13 protein-coding genes and 2 tRNA genes are annotated in these 14,759 nt (G+C 71.8%); 11 read left to right on the top strand and 4 right to left on the bottom strand.

What is annotated here, in order from left to right; genetic code table 11:
• The first annotated feature begins 32 nt into the window (after positions 1–32).
• Entirely contained in the window at positions 33–3,155 is a 3,123-nt protein-coding gene (locus KZQ38_RS20865; protein ID WP_219443804.1) for a carboxypeptidase-like regulatory domain-containing protein, read from the top strand.
• 55 nt (positions 3,156–3,210) lie between these two features.
• Here KZQ38_RS20865 and KZQ38_RS20870 read toward each other — a convergent pair whose 3' ends face one another.
• The gene (locus KZQ38_RS20870; RefSeq protein ID WP_219443805.1) at positions 3,211–3,636 is read right to left on the bottom strand and encodes a MarR family winged helix-turn-helix transcriptional regulator; all 426 of its coding nucleotides are present in this window, start codon (positions 3,634–3,636) and stop codon (positions 3,211–3,213) included.
• 79 nt (positions 3,637–3,715) lie between these two features.
• On the opposite strand from KZQ38_RS20870, the gene KZQ38_RS20875 reads away from it, so the two are divergent.
• Together KZQ38_RS20875 and KZQ38_RS20880 are read left to right on the top strand one after the other, a co-directional pair.
• Positions 3,716–4,672: an SMP-30/gluconolactonase/LRE family protein gene (locus KZQ38_RS20875; protein ID WP_219443806.1), complete on the top strand. Its 957-nt coding sequence runs from the start codon at positions 3,716–3,718 to the stop codon at positions 4,670–4,672.
• A 104-nt stretch (positions 4,673–4,776) separates the two neighbouring features.
• The gene (locus tag KZQ38_RS20880; protein ID WP_219443807.1) at positions 4,777–5,526 is read left to right on the top strand and encodes a sulfite exporter TauE/SafE family protein; all 750 of its coding nucleotides are present in this window, start codon (positions 4,777–4,779) and stop codon (positions 5,524–5,526) included.
• 3 nt (positions 5,527–5,529) lie between these two features.
• On the opposite strand, the gene hisC is transcribed toward KZQ38_RS20880, so the two are convergent.
• On the bottom strand, positions 5,530–6,597 hold the full coding sequence (hisC, locus tag KZQ38_RS20885) for a histidinol-phosphate transaminase (RefSeq protein ID WP_219443808.1): 1,068 nt from the start codon (positions 6,595–6,597) through the stop codon (positions 5,530–5,532).
• A 117-nt stretch (positions 6,598–6,714) separates the two neighbouring features.
• Between hisC and KZQ38_RS20890 the strand changes: the two genes are divergently transcribed.
• From KZQ38_RS20890 to KZQ38_RS20925, 8 genes are all read left to right on the top strand, one after another.
• Positions 6,715–7,398, top strand: coding sequence for a dienelactone hydrolase family protein (locus KZQ38_RS20890; protein ID WP_219443809.1), 684 nt, complete (start codon positions 6,715–6,717; stop codon positions 7,396–7,398).
• Positions 7,399–7,546: 148 nt separating this feature from the next.
• The gene (locus tag KZQ38_RS20895) at positions 7,547–8,575 is read left to right on the top strand and encodes a hypothetical protein (RefSeq protein WP_219443810.1); all 1,029 of its coding nucleotides are present in this window, start codon (positions 7,547–7,549) and stop codon (positions 8,573–8,575) included.
• Positions 8,572–9,810: a hypothetical protein gene (locus tag KZQ38_RS20900; RefSeq protein WP_219443811.1), complete on the top strand. Its 1,239-nt coding sequence runs from the start codon at positions 8,572–8,574 to the stop codon at positions 9,808–9,810. The genes KZQ38_RS20895 and KZQ38_RS20900 overlap by 4 nt, the downstream gene beginning before the upstream one ends.
• The gene (locus tag KZQ38_RS20905; protein ID WP_219443812.1) at positions 9,807–10,571 is read left to right on the top strand and encodes an ESX secretion-associated protein EspG; all 765 of its coding nucleotides are present in this window, start codon (positions 9,807–9,809) and stop codon (positions 10,569–10,571) included. Before KZQ38_RS20900 ends, KZQ38_RS20905 begins: the two co-directional genes overlap by 4 nt.
• A gap of 40 nt (positions 10,572–10,611) precedes the next feature.
• Entirely contained in the window at positions 10,612–11,328 is a 717-nt protein-coding gene (locus KZQ38_RS20910) for a class I SAM-dependent methyltransferase (protein WP_219443813.1), read from the top strand.
• Between the two features lie 60 nt (positions 11,329–11,388).
• On the top strand, positions 11,389–13,359 hold the full coding sequence (locus tag KZQ38_RS20915; protein WP_219443814.1) for an acetoacetate--CoA ligase: 1,971 nt from the start codon (positions 11,389–11,391) through the stop codon (positions 13,357–13,359).
• 144 nt (positions 13,360–13,503) lie between these two features.
• Positions 13,504–13,593 (top strand) — tRNA-Ser (locus KZQ38_RS20920).
• A 39-nt stretch (positions 13,594–13,632) separates the two neighbouring features.
• A tRNA-Arg gene (locus KZQ38_RS20925) sits at positions 13,633–13,705 on the top strand.
• Positions 13,706–13,889: 184 nt separating this feature from the next.
• On the opposite strand, the gene KZQ38_RS20930 is transcribed toward KZQ38_RS20925, so the two are convergent.
• On the bottom strand, positions 13,890–14,213 hold the full coding sequence (locus KZQ38_RS20930) for a hypothetical protein (RefSeq protein ID WP_219443815.1): 324 nt from the start codon (positions 14,211–14,213) through the stop codon (positions 13,890–13,892).
• Complete coding sequence (locus KZQ38_RS20935; protein WP_219443816.1) at positions 14,210–14,593, bottom strand: hypothetical protein; 384 nt, start codon at positions 14,591–14,593, stop codon at positions 14,210–14,212. The genes KZQ38_RS20930 and KZQ38_RS20935 overlap by 4 nt, the downstream gene beginning before the upstream one ends.
• Positions 14,594–14,759 lie beyond the last annotated feature (166 nt).

Genomic DNA, 14,759 nt, shown 5'->3' on the forward strand with positions numbered 1-14,759 from the left:
GGGCCACCAGATCTCAACGGGGGACAGTTCTTTTGTCGATTGGTGCTGCCGCGCGCGCTCGCGCGGCCAGACAGGTGTGGCGGACGGCGACGGCGGCGTTGCTGGTCGGCCTGCTCGCGGTCGGCGGGCAGCCGGCCTGGGCGGACGAGGTCGGTTCGCCGGAGACCCCGACCGAAACCGTGGCCGAAACCGTTGTGCCGGTGGGCACACCGGCTGAGGGCGAGTCCACGGAGCCGGGGCAGGAACCTGTCCAAGAGCCGGTCCAAGAGCCGGAGGAGCCGGTCACGACGCCGGCGGAAACGCCTGCCGTGCCGGCCGGGGAAAAGACCGCCGCGGAAATCGCCGCCCCGGCTGATTTGCGGCTCACCGCGGCATTCGACCGGGCCGAGTACGAGCCCGCGTCGGAGCTGCCCCTCACGGTCACCGTGGAGAACGTCGGCGGCACGAAGGCCACCGGCGTCTCGTTCCAGCGCACCGGCGGCAACGTGTCGTTGGACCGCGGCTGGGAGCAGTTGGGGCGCAGCTACGACCTGGAACCCGGCGGGAAGCTGGTGTTCGAGCTGGGCGCGCGCCAGCACCGGCAGGACGACGACTACGCGGAGTTCACCCTCCTCGCCTACCACTCGGTGACCGACCCGACGCCCGCCGACAACCGGGCGACCACCCGGGCGAGCGTCCCGCAGCTGCGCGGCCGGGCGGCCGGTGTGCTCTACACCGACGCCAACCGCAACGGGCGGTTCGACGCCGGCGAGCAGCGGGCCGGTCAGGAGCTGCGCGGGTGGGGCGGCCGTCCGTCGACCTCGCTCAACGCCGTGACCGACCAGGACGGCCGGTTCGCCTTCGAGAACCTGCCGGTCGGCGAGTACACGCTGACCCTGGCCGACTCCTCGATCGTGGTGCGGCCCGGGTTCGGCCGGTTCACCGTCCAGCGCGACGCGACGACCGAGCTGGCGATCCCCACCGCCCCGCCGGTGTCGGAGGTGCTGGACGCGCGCATGGAGTTCGACCGCGACTCGTACCAGCGCGACGACCAGGTCAACGTCCTGATCACGCTCACCAACAAGGGCATCGATCCGCTGACGAACGTCATCGCCGTGTGCAACCGCGTCGGAGAGGCGTGGGTCCTCGACGGCACGGGCCCCGGCTGGGCGCCCCTGGACTACCGCGGCTCCGGCACCACGCTGGCCGCCGGTGAGACGAAGAACTTCGTCATCCCTGACGTCGTCCCGAACGCCGCCTACGAGGGCGGTCGGCTGCGCACCGCGTGCGAGTTCGGCAACGACGGCGCCAACAGCGACGGCCACGGCTACGTGAGCGCGTCGGACAACGCGAAGGTCGTCGGCGCACGTGGTTCGGCGAAGGGCATGGTGACCCTCTACACGGGACAGTCCGCGCCCCTGCCCGGCGTGACGCTCCTGCTGCTCGACCAGACCACGAAGCAGGTCGTCACACGGACCCAGTCGGACGCGACCGGCTGGTGGCAGTTCGACAACGTGCCGGTCGGCGACTACGACGTTCTCGTCACCGGCCCGTACCAGCCACGCCGCGACCCCGCGGGTTTCGTGCTGCGGGTGCACGGCGGGTACGTCAGCCAGTGGGGCTTCGAGGTCGTGGACGGCCCGCTGGTGGAGGAACCGCGCCCGGTCCCGAACATCAAGGTGACCGCGTCGTTCGACAAGCCGTCCTACGACATCAACGACCAGATCAAGGTCACGGTCAAGGTCGCCAACGTCGGCACCGCGATCGCCCGGTACGTGCGCTTCGAGAACGACTGGTCGACGCGGGGCCAGCTGGCCTACGACCTCATGCAGTGGGGCGGCATGTACTCGGGCGGGGTGGAGATCGCGCCCGGTCAGGAGCACGTGGTCACGCTGACCGGTGTCGTCGGCTGGTCGCCCGACGACGTGGTGCGGCTCGCGGGCGCCATCACGACGCCCGGGGACGTCGACCCGGCCGACAACCGGTTCGACCTGAGCGCGGCGGTCACGCACCGCACCGGTACGGCGACCACGGTCGCGTACGGCGACCTCGACGGCGATGCCGCGTTCGACGAGGGCGAGGGCCTGCCGAACGTGCGGATCACGTTCGAGGGCGGCCTGCCGCGCCGCTGGTTCGAGGGCACGACCGACGCGTCGGGCCGGTTCCGGCTGGAGGGCGCGCCCGCGGGCAAGTACGTCGTGCGGCTGCACGACGAGAAGACCGGCTGGGTGCGTGCCGGCACGGTGGACCTCGTGGTCCAGCCGGACCAGGAGGTCACCGTCCACTACGAGATGGTGCGCCCGCTGTCCGACCAGCTGCACGCGTCGCTTGAGTTCGACCGCGACTCGTACGGCCAAGGTGACCGCGTGCAGGTCGCGGTGAAGCTGTGGAACACGGGCTCCGAAACGATCCGGGCCAAGGCGTTCTGCGGCAGCGCGGAGTTGCCCGCCGTGTTCAACGACGCGGCGTGGGGCCCGTTGGACTGGCACGGTCCCGGTGTCGACGTCGGTCCGGGTGAGACCAAGTCGTTCGTGTTCGACAACGCGGTGCCGGAGTACGCCGCCGCGTACGGCATGTTCGGCGCGTGGTGCTCGTTCGGCCCGGAATCGGTCGTCGGCCTGCCGCAGGCGTCGGACGTGGCACGCGTGCCCGGCCAGGTGTGGTCGGTGTCCGGCCGGGTGCTCAACGGCACCGGCGTGAACCCGCCCGCCGTGCCGAACGTGACGATCGTGCTGCTGGACTTCTTCACCAACAAGCCGGTGGCGCGGGCGGTGGCGGACGGCAACGGCGAGTTCGCGTTCACGGACATCCCGGTCGGCTACTACACGCCGGTCGTCGTCGGCCCGTGGAAGTTCAACACGAACTGGGGCCCGTACCCGATGTTCAAGGTGATCGCCGGCGGGGCGCAGCGGCGGGACATCCACGTCGACCCCGGTCCCGCGGTGGCCGACCCGGGCTACCCGGAGACGCCGCAGCAGCCCGGCGTGAACCCGCCCGCCGAAGCCGCGGCGACCGGCGGTAGTCAGGCGACCGGCGGTAGCGCGGCGACCGGTGCCGGCGCGTCGCCCGTGCTGGCGGCGACCGGCGCGAGCGTGACCGGCCTCGGGCTCATCGGCCTGCTGGTGCTGGCGGCCGGCGCGGGCGCGGTGTTCGCGGGACGGCGTCGCACGGCCTGACACAGCTCGACCCCGAGGGGCGCGGTGCCGACAAGGCGCCGCGCCCTTCCGCATGTCAGGACAGGGCGTCCGCCACCCGGGACAGGAGTGCACGTAGTGCGGTGCGTTCTTCGGCGCTCAACGCGTCGGACATCCGCCGCTCCACGGCCGTCACGTGCTCGTCGGCGACGGCGAACACCCGGCGTCCGGCCTCGGTGAGCCGGGTTTCCAGCACGTTGCGGTGCACGTCGTGGGGCACACGCGCGATCAACGAGGCCGTTTCCAGGTTGCGCAGGATGGTCGTCATGGTCTGCGGCGTCACGCGGCACCGCCTGGCAAGCTCGGCGGCGGAGATGCCGGGTGCGTCGGCCAGCACCAGCAGCGCGACGTACTGGGGCACGGTCAGGCCGGTCGGCCGGAGGGCCTGCTGCTTGGCCTGCGTCATGGCGTGCTCGACGCGTTTGACGTCGCCGCCCAGGCGTTCCTCGAACGGCATACCCATGTTCGTGATCGTAATGGGTCCGTTGACGCGTATCAGAGGGCTGATATAGCTTCGCGCCCTGATCCGACTACGAGGATGGATGAGTATGCGCCTCCTGATCCCGCTGGTCGTGGCGTTATCGGTCGTGACCGCCGCCCCGGCCTCCGCCCACCAGCGTTCCGACGTCATCACCGGGCACTCCGCCGAACTTCACCCGGAGGGAGTCACCTGGGACCCGGTCCGCAACGCCTTCCTGCTGGGCTCCGTCCGGCACGGCACCGTCGAGGTCCTGCGTGACGGCGTCACCCGGACCCTCGCCGCCGACCCCCGGATGATCTCCACGTTCGGCCTGCACGTCGCCGGCACCAAGCTCTACGTCACCTACGCCGACATGGGCCTGGCCCGCCGCTCCACGCCCGACACGACCTTCAAGTCCTCCGGCCTCGCGGTGTTCGACCTGTTCACCGGCAAGGCGAAGCGGTTCACCGACCTGGCCATCGGCGACGGCCCGCACGCCGCCAACGACGTGGCCGTCGACTGGTACGGCAACGCGTACGTCACCGACATCGCCTCCGACGCGATCTACAAGGTCGATTCGCGCGGCAACGCGTCCGTGCTGGTGCGCGACCCTCGGTTCAAGAGCCCGAGCATCGGCCTGAACGGCATCGCCTGGCACCCCGCGGGCTACCTCCTGGTCGGCCGCTACGACACCGGCACCGTGTTCCGGGTGCCGCTGACCAACCCCGCCGCGTTCACCGAGGTCGCCCTGGAGCGCCCGGTGGTCGGCGCGGACGGCGTCGACCTGCGACCCGACGGCAGCCTCGCGGTCGTCACCAACAACCTCGGCTCGCCCGGCGAGAACGGCGTCACCGTGCTGCGGTCCCGCGACAACTGGCGGTCCGCGCGCGTCACCGACCACGTCGCGCCGTGGGCCGACAACGAGCCCACCACCATCGCACGCACGCCGCGCGGCAGCTACGTCCTCGACGGCGACCTGGGCAAGCTCCTCTCCGGCACGGGCACGTCCGACACCTTCACCCTCCGCAAGCTGCGCTGACCCACCGCACGGGGCGCGGTGTCGCGGGAACCACACCGCGCCCCCCGGCGCAGAGTGTTAGCGTCGCTAACCAACTGTGCCGGCAACGAGCGGAAGAGGTGGCCGTGACGACGTTGGAGGCGATCCTCGTCGTCGTCGCCGGGGTCTTCGCGGGCGGTATCAACACCGTGGTGGGCTCCGGGACGCTGGTGACGTTCCCCGTGCTGCTGGCCGTCGGCTTCCCGCCGGTCACGGCCAACGTCTCGAACAGCCTCGGCCTGGTGCCCGGCTCGCTCAGCGGCGCCGTCGGCTACCGGCGCGAGCTGGTCGGCCAGGGACCGCGGGTCAAGCGGCTGCTGCCCGCCTCGCTGCTCGGCGGCCTGATCGGCGCGGTGCTGCTGATCAAGCTGCCGGAGGACGCGTTCGCCGCGATCGTGCCGGTGCTGATCGCCGTCGCGCTGGTCCTGGTCGTGCTCCAGCCGTGGTTGAACCGGAAGCTCGCCGAACGGGAACGGCACGAGCACGGCGGTGTCACGCTGTGGATCGGCGTGTTCCTCGCCGGCATCTACGGCGGCTACTTCGGCGCGGCGCAGGGCGTGCTGGTGATGGGCATGATGGGCGTGCTCATGAACGAGCACATCCAGCGGATGAACGCCCTGAAGAACGTGCTCACCGCGTTCGTGAACCTCATCGCCGGCGTGCTGTTCATCTTCATCGCCGACGTCGCGTGGGACGCCGTGCTGCTGCTCGCCCTCGGTTCCGTCATCGGTGGCCAGATCGGCGCGAAGGTCGGCCGCCGGCTCCCACCGGTCGCGCTGCGCGCGGTGATCGTGCTGGTGGGAGCGGTGGCCATCATCCAGATCCTGACCCGCTGACGGTCAGCGGGCGAACGACTTCGCCGCCGCGAGGAAGGTGTCGTTCTCCTCCGGCTCGCCGATGGTGATCCGCGCGCCGTCATCGGCGAACGCACGCACCACGACCTTGTGCTCCAGGCAGTGCTCGTTGAACTCGGCCGTGCGCTCGCCCAGCGGCAACCACACGAAGTTCGCCTGCGTCACCGGCACGTCGTACCCGGCGGCCAGCAGCTCGTCCCGCACCCGGCCGCGCTCGGCGACGATCGCCCGGCACCGCGTCATCAGCTCGTCCTCGGCGTCCAGCGACGCCAGCGCCGCCACCTGCGCCAGCGCGTTCACGCTGAACGGCACGTAGACCTTGCGCAGCGTCTCGGCCAGCTCGGGCGAGCCCACCGCGTACCCGACGCGCAGCCCGGCCAGCCCGTACGCCTTGGAGAACGTGCGCAGCACCGCCACGTTGTCCCGACCCGCCGCCCAGTGCGCCTTGGCCACCTCGACGCCGTCCGGCACGTCCGGGTCGTCCACGAACTCCTTGTACGCCTCGTCCAGCACGACCAGCGTCTCCGCCGGCACCCGCTCGATGAACCGCTCGATCTCGTCCCGGCGCAACGCCGTGCCGGTCGGGTTGTTGGGGTTGCACACGAAGACCAGCCGGGTCTTCGGGGTGATCGCGTCGGCCATCGCGTCCAGGTCCAGGCCGTGGCCCGCGGTGAGCGGCACCCGCGTCTGCCCGGTGCCGACGACCTGCGCGATGATCGGGTACGCCTCGAAGGAGCGCCACGGGAACACCACCTCGTCGGCCTCCGTGCAGGTGGCTTGCACGAGCTGCTGGCACAGCGTCACCGAACCGCAGCCGACGGCCACCTGCCCCGCCGGCACGCCGAGCTTGTCGCCCAGGCGCGCCACGAGGTCGGTGGCGGCGGTGTCGGGGTAGCGGTTCACGGCGGTGGCCGCGTCCGCGATCGCCCGCACCACGCTGGGCAGCGGTCCGGCGGACACCTCGTTGCTCGCCAGCTTGATCGCGCCGGGGATGGTTTTGCCCGGCACGTAACTGGGTAGCGCGGAGAGGTCTGCGCGGGTTCGCACGGTCATCCGAGACTCCTTCCGGTTCTGAACTGGACGTTAGCCGCTCAAGACCCGGATGGGGCATACCCGCCGTTCGGTTGCTCACGTTGACTGCTGTTCACCCCCACGTGGAAGGGTTACCGCATGACAGCTACCCGCACCGAGACGCTCTCGCTCACCGACGGCCGCACGTTGCGGCTGACCGTCGCGGAGCCGGAGAACGCCGTCCGCGGCGGACTGGTCGTGCTGCACGAGGCGCGTGGCGTGACGGACACCGTCCGCGGACTCGTGAGCGGTCTCGCCGCCGAGGGGTGGCTCGCCGTCGCGCCGCACCTGTACCACGACGCGGACGACGAGCCCGCGGACGCGGCGGAGCGGGCGAGTGAGCTGTCCGGCGAGACCGTGCTGGCCGACACGGATGTCGCGTTCGTGTGGCTGGGACAACGCGGCGTGAGCGCCGACCGGCTCGGTGTCATGGGCTTCGACCTGGGCGGATCGGTCGCGATGGTGGTTGCGGGAAGCCGAAGCATCGGTGCGGCGGTCACCGTCGGTGGTGGCGGCATCCTGGCGCCGCTGTCCGATGGCCTGCCGTCGCTGGTGGAGGTCGTGGAGGAGCTGACGTGCCCGTGGCTCGGGCTGTACGGAGATGACGACGAGGCGATCCCGAACAGCGACGTGGAGAAGCTCCGCGACGCCGCCGCGGCCGCGCCGGTGGCGACCGACGTGGTGCGGTTCCGCGACACCGGCCACCGGTTCGACACCACCCCCGAGGCCAGCGCGGAAGCGTGGCAGCGCGCCCTCAACTGGTTCGACTCGCACCTGCGCTAGCACTCTCGGTAGAGAGTCTTTCCGGTCGCTTGGAACCGGACGGCCCACCCGGTACATCTAAGGGGCGCGCCCGGAACGCCGGACGCGGGCGCAGCTGGGTAACGCGCGGCGCGGCTGCGGCGAAGACCGCAGTGCAGGGGGTTAACTGATGAGCGACGGGTACACCGTTCCACTGGCACAACCCGCACCGGTCCCCGCACCCACCCCGGTGCCGGGACCCGTTGTGGACACCTCGACCACCCAGGTGATCACGCCGGACGTGCTCGCGGGCCTCGTGCCGACCGCGGCCCCGGACGTCACCCGGACGCTCACCGCGCCACCCGGCACCGTGCCGGGCACCGACGCGACGACCACCCTGCCGGTGGACCCCCAGCCGACGGTGACCCTGCCGCCGAGCGCGACGCCCGAGCCCGTCCCGGCGGTCCAGCCGCCGCCCACCGACGTCACGCAGGTCATCACACCGCCGGCCGAGAGCACCCCGGGTGCGCTGCCGGCGGACCCGACCACGCCACCGGAGACGCCGGACACCACCGCCCCGGGCGTCCCGTCCGGAGCGACGGAGGAGCCCGCGCCCGGCGTCGTCCCGCCCGTGACCACACCCGGCGCGACACCTCCCGGCACGACACCGCCCGATGCGACCGCGCCCGGCACGAAGCCGGACGACACCTCGCCGGACGCGAAGCCCGACGGCAGCACGCCCGATGGCACCGCGCCCGGCACGACGCCCGACGGCACCGCGCCGGCCAAGCCGGGCACGACACCGGACGACGCACCGGGCCGCGGTGGCGCGTCACCGGGCACGTCGCACGGCAAGCCCACGGAGGCGGAGCTGGCCGAGCGGCAGGCGAAGCTGGACCTGGACAAGCAGGCCGTGCTGGGCCTGCTCAAGATCATCACGCAGGCGCGCGGCCTGGTGGACACCGTCCACACCAAGGCCGTCACGAGCCTGGACGTGGAACTCCAGTTCGGCAAGAACTGGGTCGGCGAGGCGATCAGCCGCCGGCTGCGCGAGGTCGCGGTCGGCGACAAGACATCCGCCGTGAGCGTGATCGGCGACTTCATGCAGGTGCTGTTCGAGGTCGAGCAGACCATCCGCGACGCGGCGCGCAACCTGGAGTACGCCGACGACGACGCGGCGGACGCCTTCAACTCGGCGGGGGAGGCCAAGGGCCCGTGAGCGACGACAGGTACGGCAACCGCGGTGACGACCGGGGTCGCCAGGAGGCGCCGCCGAGCAGCCTCGGCGAGAAGGTCGACTGGATGGCCTTCTCGCACCAGGCGTTGTACGACATGGTGCACACCGGCGTCGACCTGAACGCCGCCGGTTCCGCGCAGGCGGAGTGGGCGTCGGTCGGCAAGGCGCTGGGCGAGGTCCGGGACCTGCTGGCGAAGGCGATCTCCCAGTCGCAGCAGGCGTGGTCGGGCGCGTCCGCCGACCGCGCGCGGGAAGCGCTGGAGACCGTGGAGAAGTGGGCGCTGAACACCAGCGACCACGCGGAGAACGTCGCCAAGTGCATCGGCGACGAGATCCAGCACGTGCAGACGGCACGCGAGATGATGCCCGCGCCGGTGCCCGCGCCACCCGTCGTGGAACCGGTCGGCACGCCGCCGCCCGACGTGCGCGCGCCGCTGGCGGAGGTGCACCCCGGTCCGCGACGCGTGGTGGGCGACGGCCTGTTCGAGCCCGTCGTGACGCCCGAGGTCGGTCCGCACCCCGTGCCGGCCAACCCGTTCGTCGGCGCGGAGCGGGTGGCCGCGCCGGTGGTCGACTCGGCCGTGAACGCCGACGCCACGCACCGGCAGGCGGCCGAGGTGATGGCGATGTTCCAGCAGAACTCGTACGCGGTGGACCGCACCGTGCCGTCGTTCGTCCCGCCGCCCAACCCGGTCGCGCCGACCCCGCCGCCCGTGGTCGTCGTGCCCCGGCCCGGTCCGGCCCCGGTCGACGGCCCGAACGGCCCCGTCGTCGTGACCAACCCGAACCAGCCGGCCTCCGACCAGCGCGCCCACCAGCCCGCGCAGCAGTCGAGCCGCGGCGGACGTGGTCCCGGTGGCGGTGGTTTCGGTGGCGGTGGCCGCGGTCGGCTGCCCACGCCGATCAGCGCGGGTGGCGGCGGCGGTGGCGGTGGCGCGCCCGCACCGCTCGGCGTGCCCGGCTCGGTCAGCGGCTCGCTGGGCGGGGCCGCCGAACCCGGTGCGCGGTCGGCCGCCAACCAGGGCAGCGTGACGAGCCAGTTCCAGGGCCCCAAGGCGGTGGCGCCGCACGGCGGCATGATCGGCGCGCCGATGCCGCCGCCGGTCGCACCGCAGGGCGGCGGCGCGAACGAGCGCAACCGCCCCGGTTACCTGGAGGACGACGACAACGTGTTCGGGGTCGACCGCAAGGCCGCGCCGCCGGTGATCGGCCTGTGACCGAACGCGTCTTCCGGCTCAGCGCGCTGGAGTTCTTCCTGCTGTGGCAGGCGGTCCACCGGGAGGCGCACCCGGTGCCGCTGGGCACCCGGCACTACGGGCACACCGGGCGGGAGCGGGCGCGGTTGGTGGAGACCGCGTCCCGCGACCTGTTCGCCCGCGGGCTCGGCACCGTGCAGCGGCCCGACGAGGAGCTGGTCGCGGTGCTGCGCGGCCTGGCCGAGTACGAGTTCGGCCTGGAGGTCGTGTTCACCCGCAACGGCGAGCAGGCCCGCGGCCTGGCCACCGCGGCGTGGCACGGGGCGTTCGCGGGCCGCGTCGGCGACCAGGTGCAGCTGACCGGTTTCCGGGCCACCGCGCTCGCGTCCCGCACCATCTCGACCCTGCCGCCCGCGCCGCCCGGCTCCGGCCGCGCGGTGAACGTGCGGTGGGACGACTACCTCGCCGCGGGACGCGCCGGCGTCGCCGAGGGCACCGAGGGCTTCCTCGACGTGCTGCGGAACGCGGGCGTGCGCGAACCCGAGGGCAACTCCCTCATGCGTGCCGTCACGACCCGCACGGGCGGCGGCCAGATCGCCGTGATCGCCCGCAACCGCAACGGTTTCCTGCACCCGACCGGCGCGGCCATCTCGTGGCTCGACACCGCGGACGGGCGTTACCTGGTGCGGCGTGACGGGTTGTGGCTCGTGGTCGCGCCCACCGACGCCGCGCGGCTCACGTCGGCCGTCGAGCACCTGCTCGCGGGCGCGAGCCGCAACTGATCCGCTCGGCCGGACCACCGCGCGCGGCTACGGTCGTGGTGTGCCTGATGCGATCTTCGCCCACCCGAGGCTGGCTCTCATCTACGACGCGTTCGAGGACGAGCGCGACGACCTCACCGCGTACGCGGCCATCGCCGCCGAGCTGGGCGCGCGCAGCGTCGTCGACATCGGCTGCGGCACCGGGAGCCTGGCCGTCCTGCTCGCCGAGCGCGGCCTGACCGTGGTCGGCGTCGACCCGTCCCGGCCGTCGTTGGACGTCGCGCGGGGCAAGGACGTCCAGGGCCGCGTCACGTGGGTGGACGGCGACGCCACCGCCGTGCCCGCCGTCGCCGCCGACCTGGCCGTGATGACGGGGAACGTGGCGCAGGTGTTCCTCGGCGACGACGAGTGGACCGCGGCCCTGCGCGCCGTTCACGCCGCGGTGCGCCCCGGCGGCCACCTGGTGTTCGAGACCAGGCGACCGGAGCGTCGCGCGTGGGAGGACTGGCACGGTGAAGAGGAGCGCGACGTGCCCGGCGTGGGACGCGTGGTGCAGCGGCTCGAAGTGACGTCCGTGGACCTGCCGTACGTGTCGTTCCGCCACACGTGCCGGTTCGCCGTCGACGGCGAGGTGATCACGTCCGACTCGACGCTCCGCTTCCGCGACCGCGACGAGGTCGCCGAGAGCCTGACCGCCACCGGCTACCGGGTCGTCGACGTGCGGGACGCGCCCGACCGGCCCGGCCGCGAGAACGTGTTCATCGCGCTTCGGCGCTGAGTGTCCGACCGTCGGACACCACTGTGGTTCCAGGGGCTCCGATGAGCTAGGAACTCAGGTATGACCGACACGCGTGCCGGCACCGCCGCCGGCGAGGCAGAGCTGCTGTGGCGTCCGGACCCCGATCGGGTCGCCGACAGCCACATGGCCGCGTTCCGCTCCTGGCTCGCCACCGAGAAGGGCCTGGAGTTCGCCGACTACCCCGCGTTGTGGGAGTGGTCGGTGACGGAGCTGGAGGCGTTCTGGGGCGCGCTCGCCGAGCACTTCGGGGTGTTGTTCCACGACGAGCCGACGGCGGTGCTCGCCGAGCGCGTGATGCCCGGCGCGCGCTGGTTCCCCGGCGCCACGCTGAACTACGCCGAGCACGCCCTGCGGCACGACACCGACGACCTGGCCGTGGTGTTCCACCGCGAGGACGGGCGGGCCGAGCAGATCACGTACCGCGAGCTGCGCCGCCGCGTGGCGTCCGTGCGGGCCGGGCTGGAGCGGCTCGGGGTGCGGCGTGGCGACCGGGTCGTGGCGCTGGTGCCGAACTCGCCGGAGGCCCTGGTCGCGTTCCTGGCGACGGCGTCGCTGGGCGCCGTGTGGTCGTCCTGCTCGCCGGACTTCGGCGCGCGGGCCGTCGCCGACCGGTTCGCCCAGATCGAGCCGACCGTGCTGGTCGCCGTGGACGGCTACCGGTACAACGGCCGCGGGTTCGACGTGCGGCCCACCGTGGAGCGGCTGCGGGCGGCGATCCCGTCCCTGCGTGCCACGGTGCTGGTCGACTACCTCGGCGGCACGCTGCCCGACGTCGTCCCGTGGGAGTCGTTGCTGGCGGAGGAGGCCGAACTGGTCTTCGAGCCCGTCCCGTTCGACCACCCGTTGTGGGTGCTGTACTCGTCCGGCACGACCGGGCTGCCCAAGGGCATCGTGCAGGGGCACGGCGGGATCGTGCTGGAGCACCTGAAGATGCTGGCGCTGCACAGCGACCTGGGGCCGGGCGACCGGTTCTTCTGGTTCACCACCACCGGCTGGATGATGTGGAACTTCCTGGTGTCCGGCCTGCTGGTCGGCACCACCGTCGTGCTGTACGACGGCAGTCCGGCGCACCCGGACCTGTCGGTGCTGTGGCGGTTGGCCGAGCAGCACCGCGTGACGTACTTCGGGACGTCCGCGCCGTACATCCAGTCGTGCCTGAAGGAAGGCGTGCGGCCGGCGGAGCGGTACGACCTGACCGCGTTGCGCGTCGTGGGTTCCACCGGCGCACCGCTCACGCCGGAGGGTTTCCGGTGGATCACGGACGCAGTCGGGGACGTGCAGATCGCTTCGGTGTCCGGTGGGACCGACCTGTGCACGGCCTTCGTGGCGGCGTCGCCGGACCTGCCCGTGTGGCTGGGTGAGTTGTCGTGCCGTGCGCTGGGTGCCGCTGTGCGGGCGTACGACGAGGCCGGTGAGGCGGTCGTGGAGCAGGTGGGGGAGTTGGTGATCACCGAGCCCATGCCGTCCATGCCGGTGCGCTTCTGGGGCGACGAGGACGGCAGCAGACTCCGTGAGGCGTACTTCGACGTGTACCCGGGCGTGTGGCGGCACGGGGACTGGATCCGCATCACGGCCCGTGGTTCGGCCGTCATCTACGGGCGGAGCGATTCGACGCTCAACCGCGGTGGGGTGCGCATGGGCACCAGCGAGTTCTACCGGGTCGTCGAGGGCGTGCCGGGCGTCGTGGACTCGCTCGTGATCGACACGTCCGGCGCCGGCCGGACCGACGGCGAGCTGCTGTGCTTCCTCGTGCTGGCCGAGGGCGTCGACCTGGCGGACCTGACCCCGGCCCTCAAGGCGGAGTTGCGGGCGAGCCTCTCCCCCCGCCACGTCCCGGACCGCTTCGTGGCCGTGGCCGAGGTGCCCCGGACGTTGAACGGGAAGAAGTGCGAGGTGCCGGTCAAGAAGATCCTGGCCGGAACGCCCCCGGAGAAGGCCGTCAGCCGGGACGCCCTGCGCAACCCGGACGCCCTGACCCCGTTCCTCGGCCTGGCCCACAACACCCCCTGAGACGTACACCACAAGTACCGCTCCTGAACCCCCGATGAACGCCCCCTTCACCACCCCTGACCAGCAAGGACGGGGTGAAGAGGGGGGCGTTTTGCCTATGACCGGCAGACGTGTGTAACCTATGCGTCGTAGCCGAGGGCTCCGGGAGGCTTCGCCTAGTCTGGTCTATGGCGCCGCACTGCTAATGCGGTTTGGGTTTACCGCCCATCCCGGGTTCAAATCCCGGAGCCTCCGCAACACCTGGCTTCGGCCGGGTGACAACTGAAGAACGATGCGCTCGTAGCTCAACGGATAGAGCATCTGACTACGGATCAGAAGGTTGCAGGTTCGAATCCTGCCGAGCGCGCAAGAGCAAGTCCAGGTCAGGGCCTCGTTTCGGGTAACGGAACGGGGCCCTGATCTGCTGTGCGGGGGCTGCTGCTCCGCCTCTTCACCCGAACGCTCGTACTGCCGGCCCGACGAGGCTGCTTGAACGGCGGCCGGAGGTGGTCCCGATCGACGGAACCACCTCCGGCCGCGGGCGGGCTGAACTACCGGGGACCTCGGGCCGAGTCGTTCAACCACACGACGTGCACTCGCACACCCCTGGAGCGCGAGCTGACTTCGAAGACCTGGCGCGCGCTCTCCGGGTTCTGGGACCTCAGCGGGAAGTCGCCCTCCACGGAGTTGACGTCGGCGCGGTCGGGAAACGCCATGCCGTAGCCCGCGACCCTGGCCTCGGCTCGATCTCCGTACTCCTCGACAAGAGCGAACAGCCGCGGGGCCGCCTCCTCCGCCAGTTGGCGCACGACGTCGGCGAATTCCTCTCGATTCCACTGCGGCTCGACCACCAGGCGTTCATCCAACTCGGTCATGCCGCAGCCGTCCCAACGCTCCGCAGGTGGTCGTCGAACTCATCCGCGAGGAGCAGGGCGTTGCCTGCTTCTTCAGGCGTCACCAGCCACATCGCCCGGTCGGCCAACGACTCGTGGACCGTGACCGCGCCCAAGGTCGGCCCGGTCACGGCGAGCACGGTCGGCGCGTGAAGACCGGGGGCCGACCACCACTCGCGAACCACGTCGAGATCCGCGGTCTCGATCGGGCGCAACACGACCTCGTCGGCGGGCTCACCCGACGCCGGGTCGATGAACCCGCCTTCCCGCCACACCGCTCCTGGTACGACCGGCCAACCCATCTCGGCGTACGCGAGTGCCGCGGTCAGCGGATCGGTGGTCTCGTGGGTGGCTTTCGGCACTGTCGGCCCTCTCTTCCTGATGGGGAACGTCGAGGCCACTCCGTGGGGACTCGGGTGCGACCTCGAACAGGTCCTCGAACTGCATTGGTGCCAAGGCGATCAGCGCGCCGCCGATGAACGCGGGACCGGGCTGGAGTTCACCGCTCTTGACCCGCTTCACGGTTGA

The sequence above is a fragment of the Saccharothrix obliqua genome (assembly GCF_019375475.1).
In the GTDB taxonomy this organism is placed as follows: domain Bacteria; phylum Actinomycetota; class Actinomycetes; order Mycobacteriales; family Pseudonocardiaceae; genus Actinosynnema; species Actinosynnema obliqua.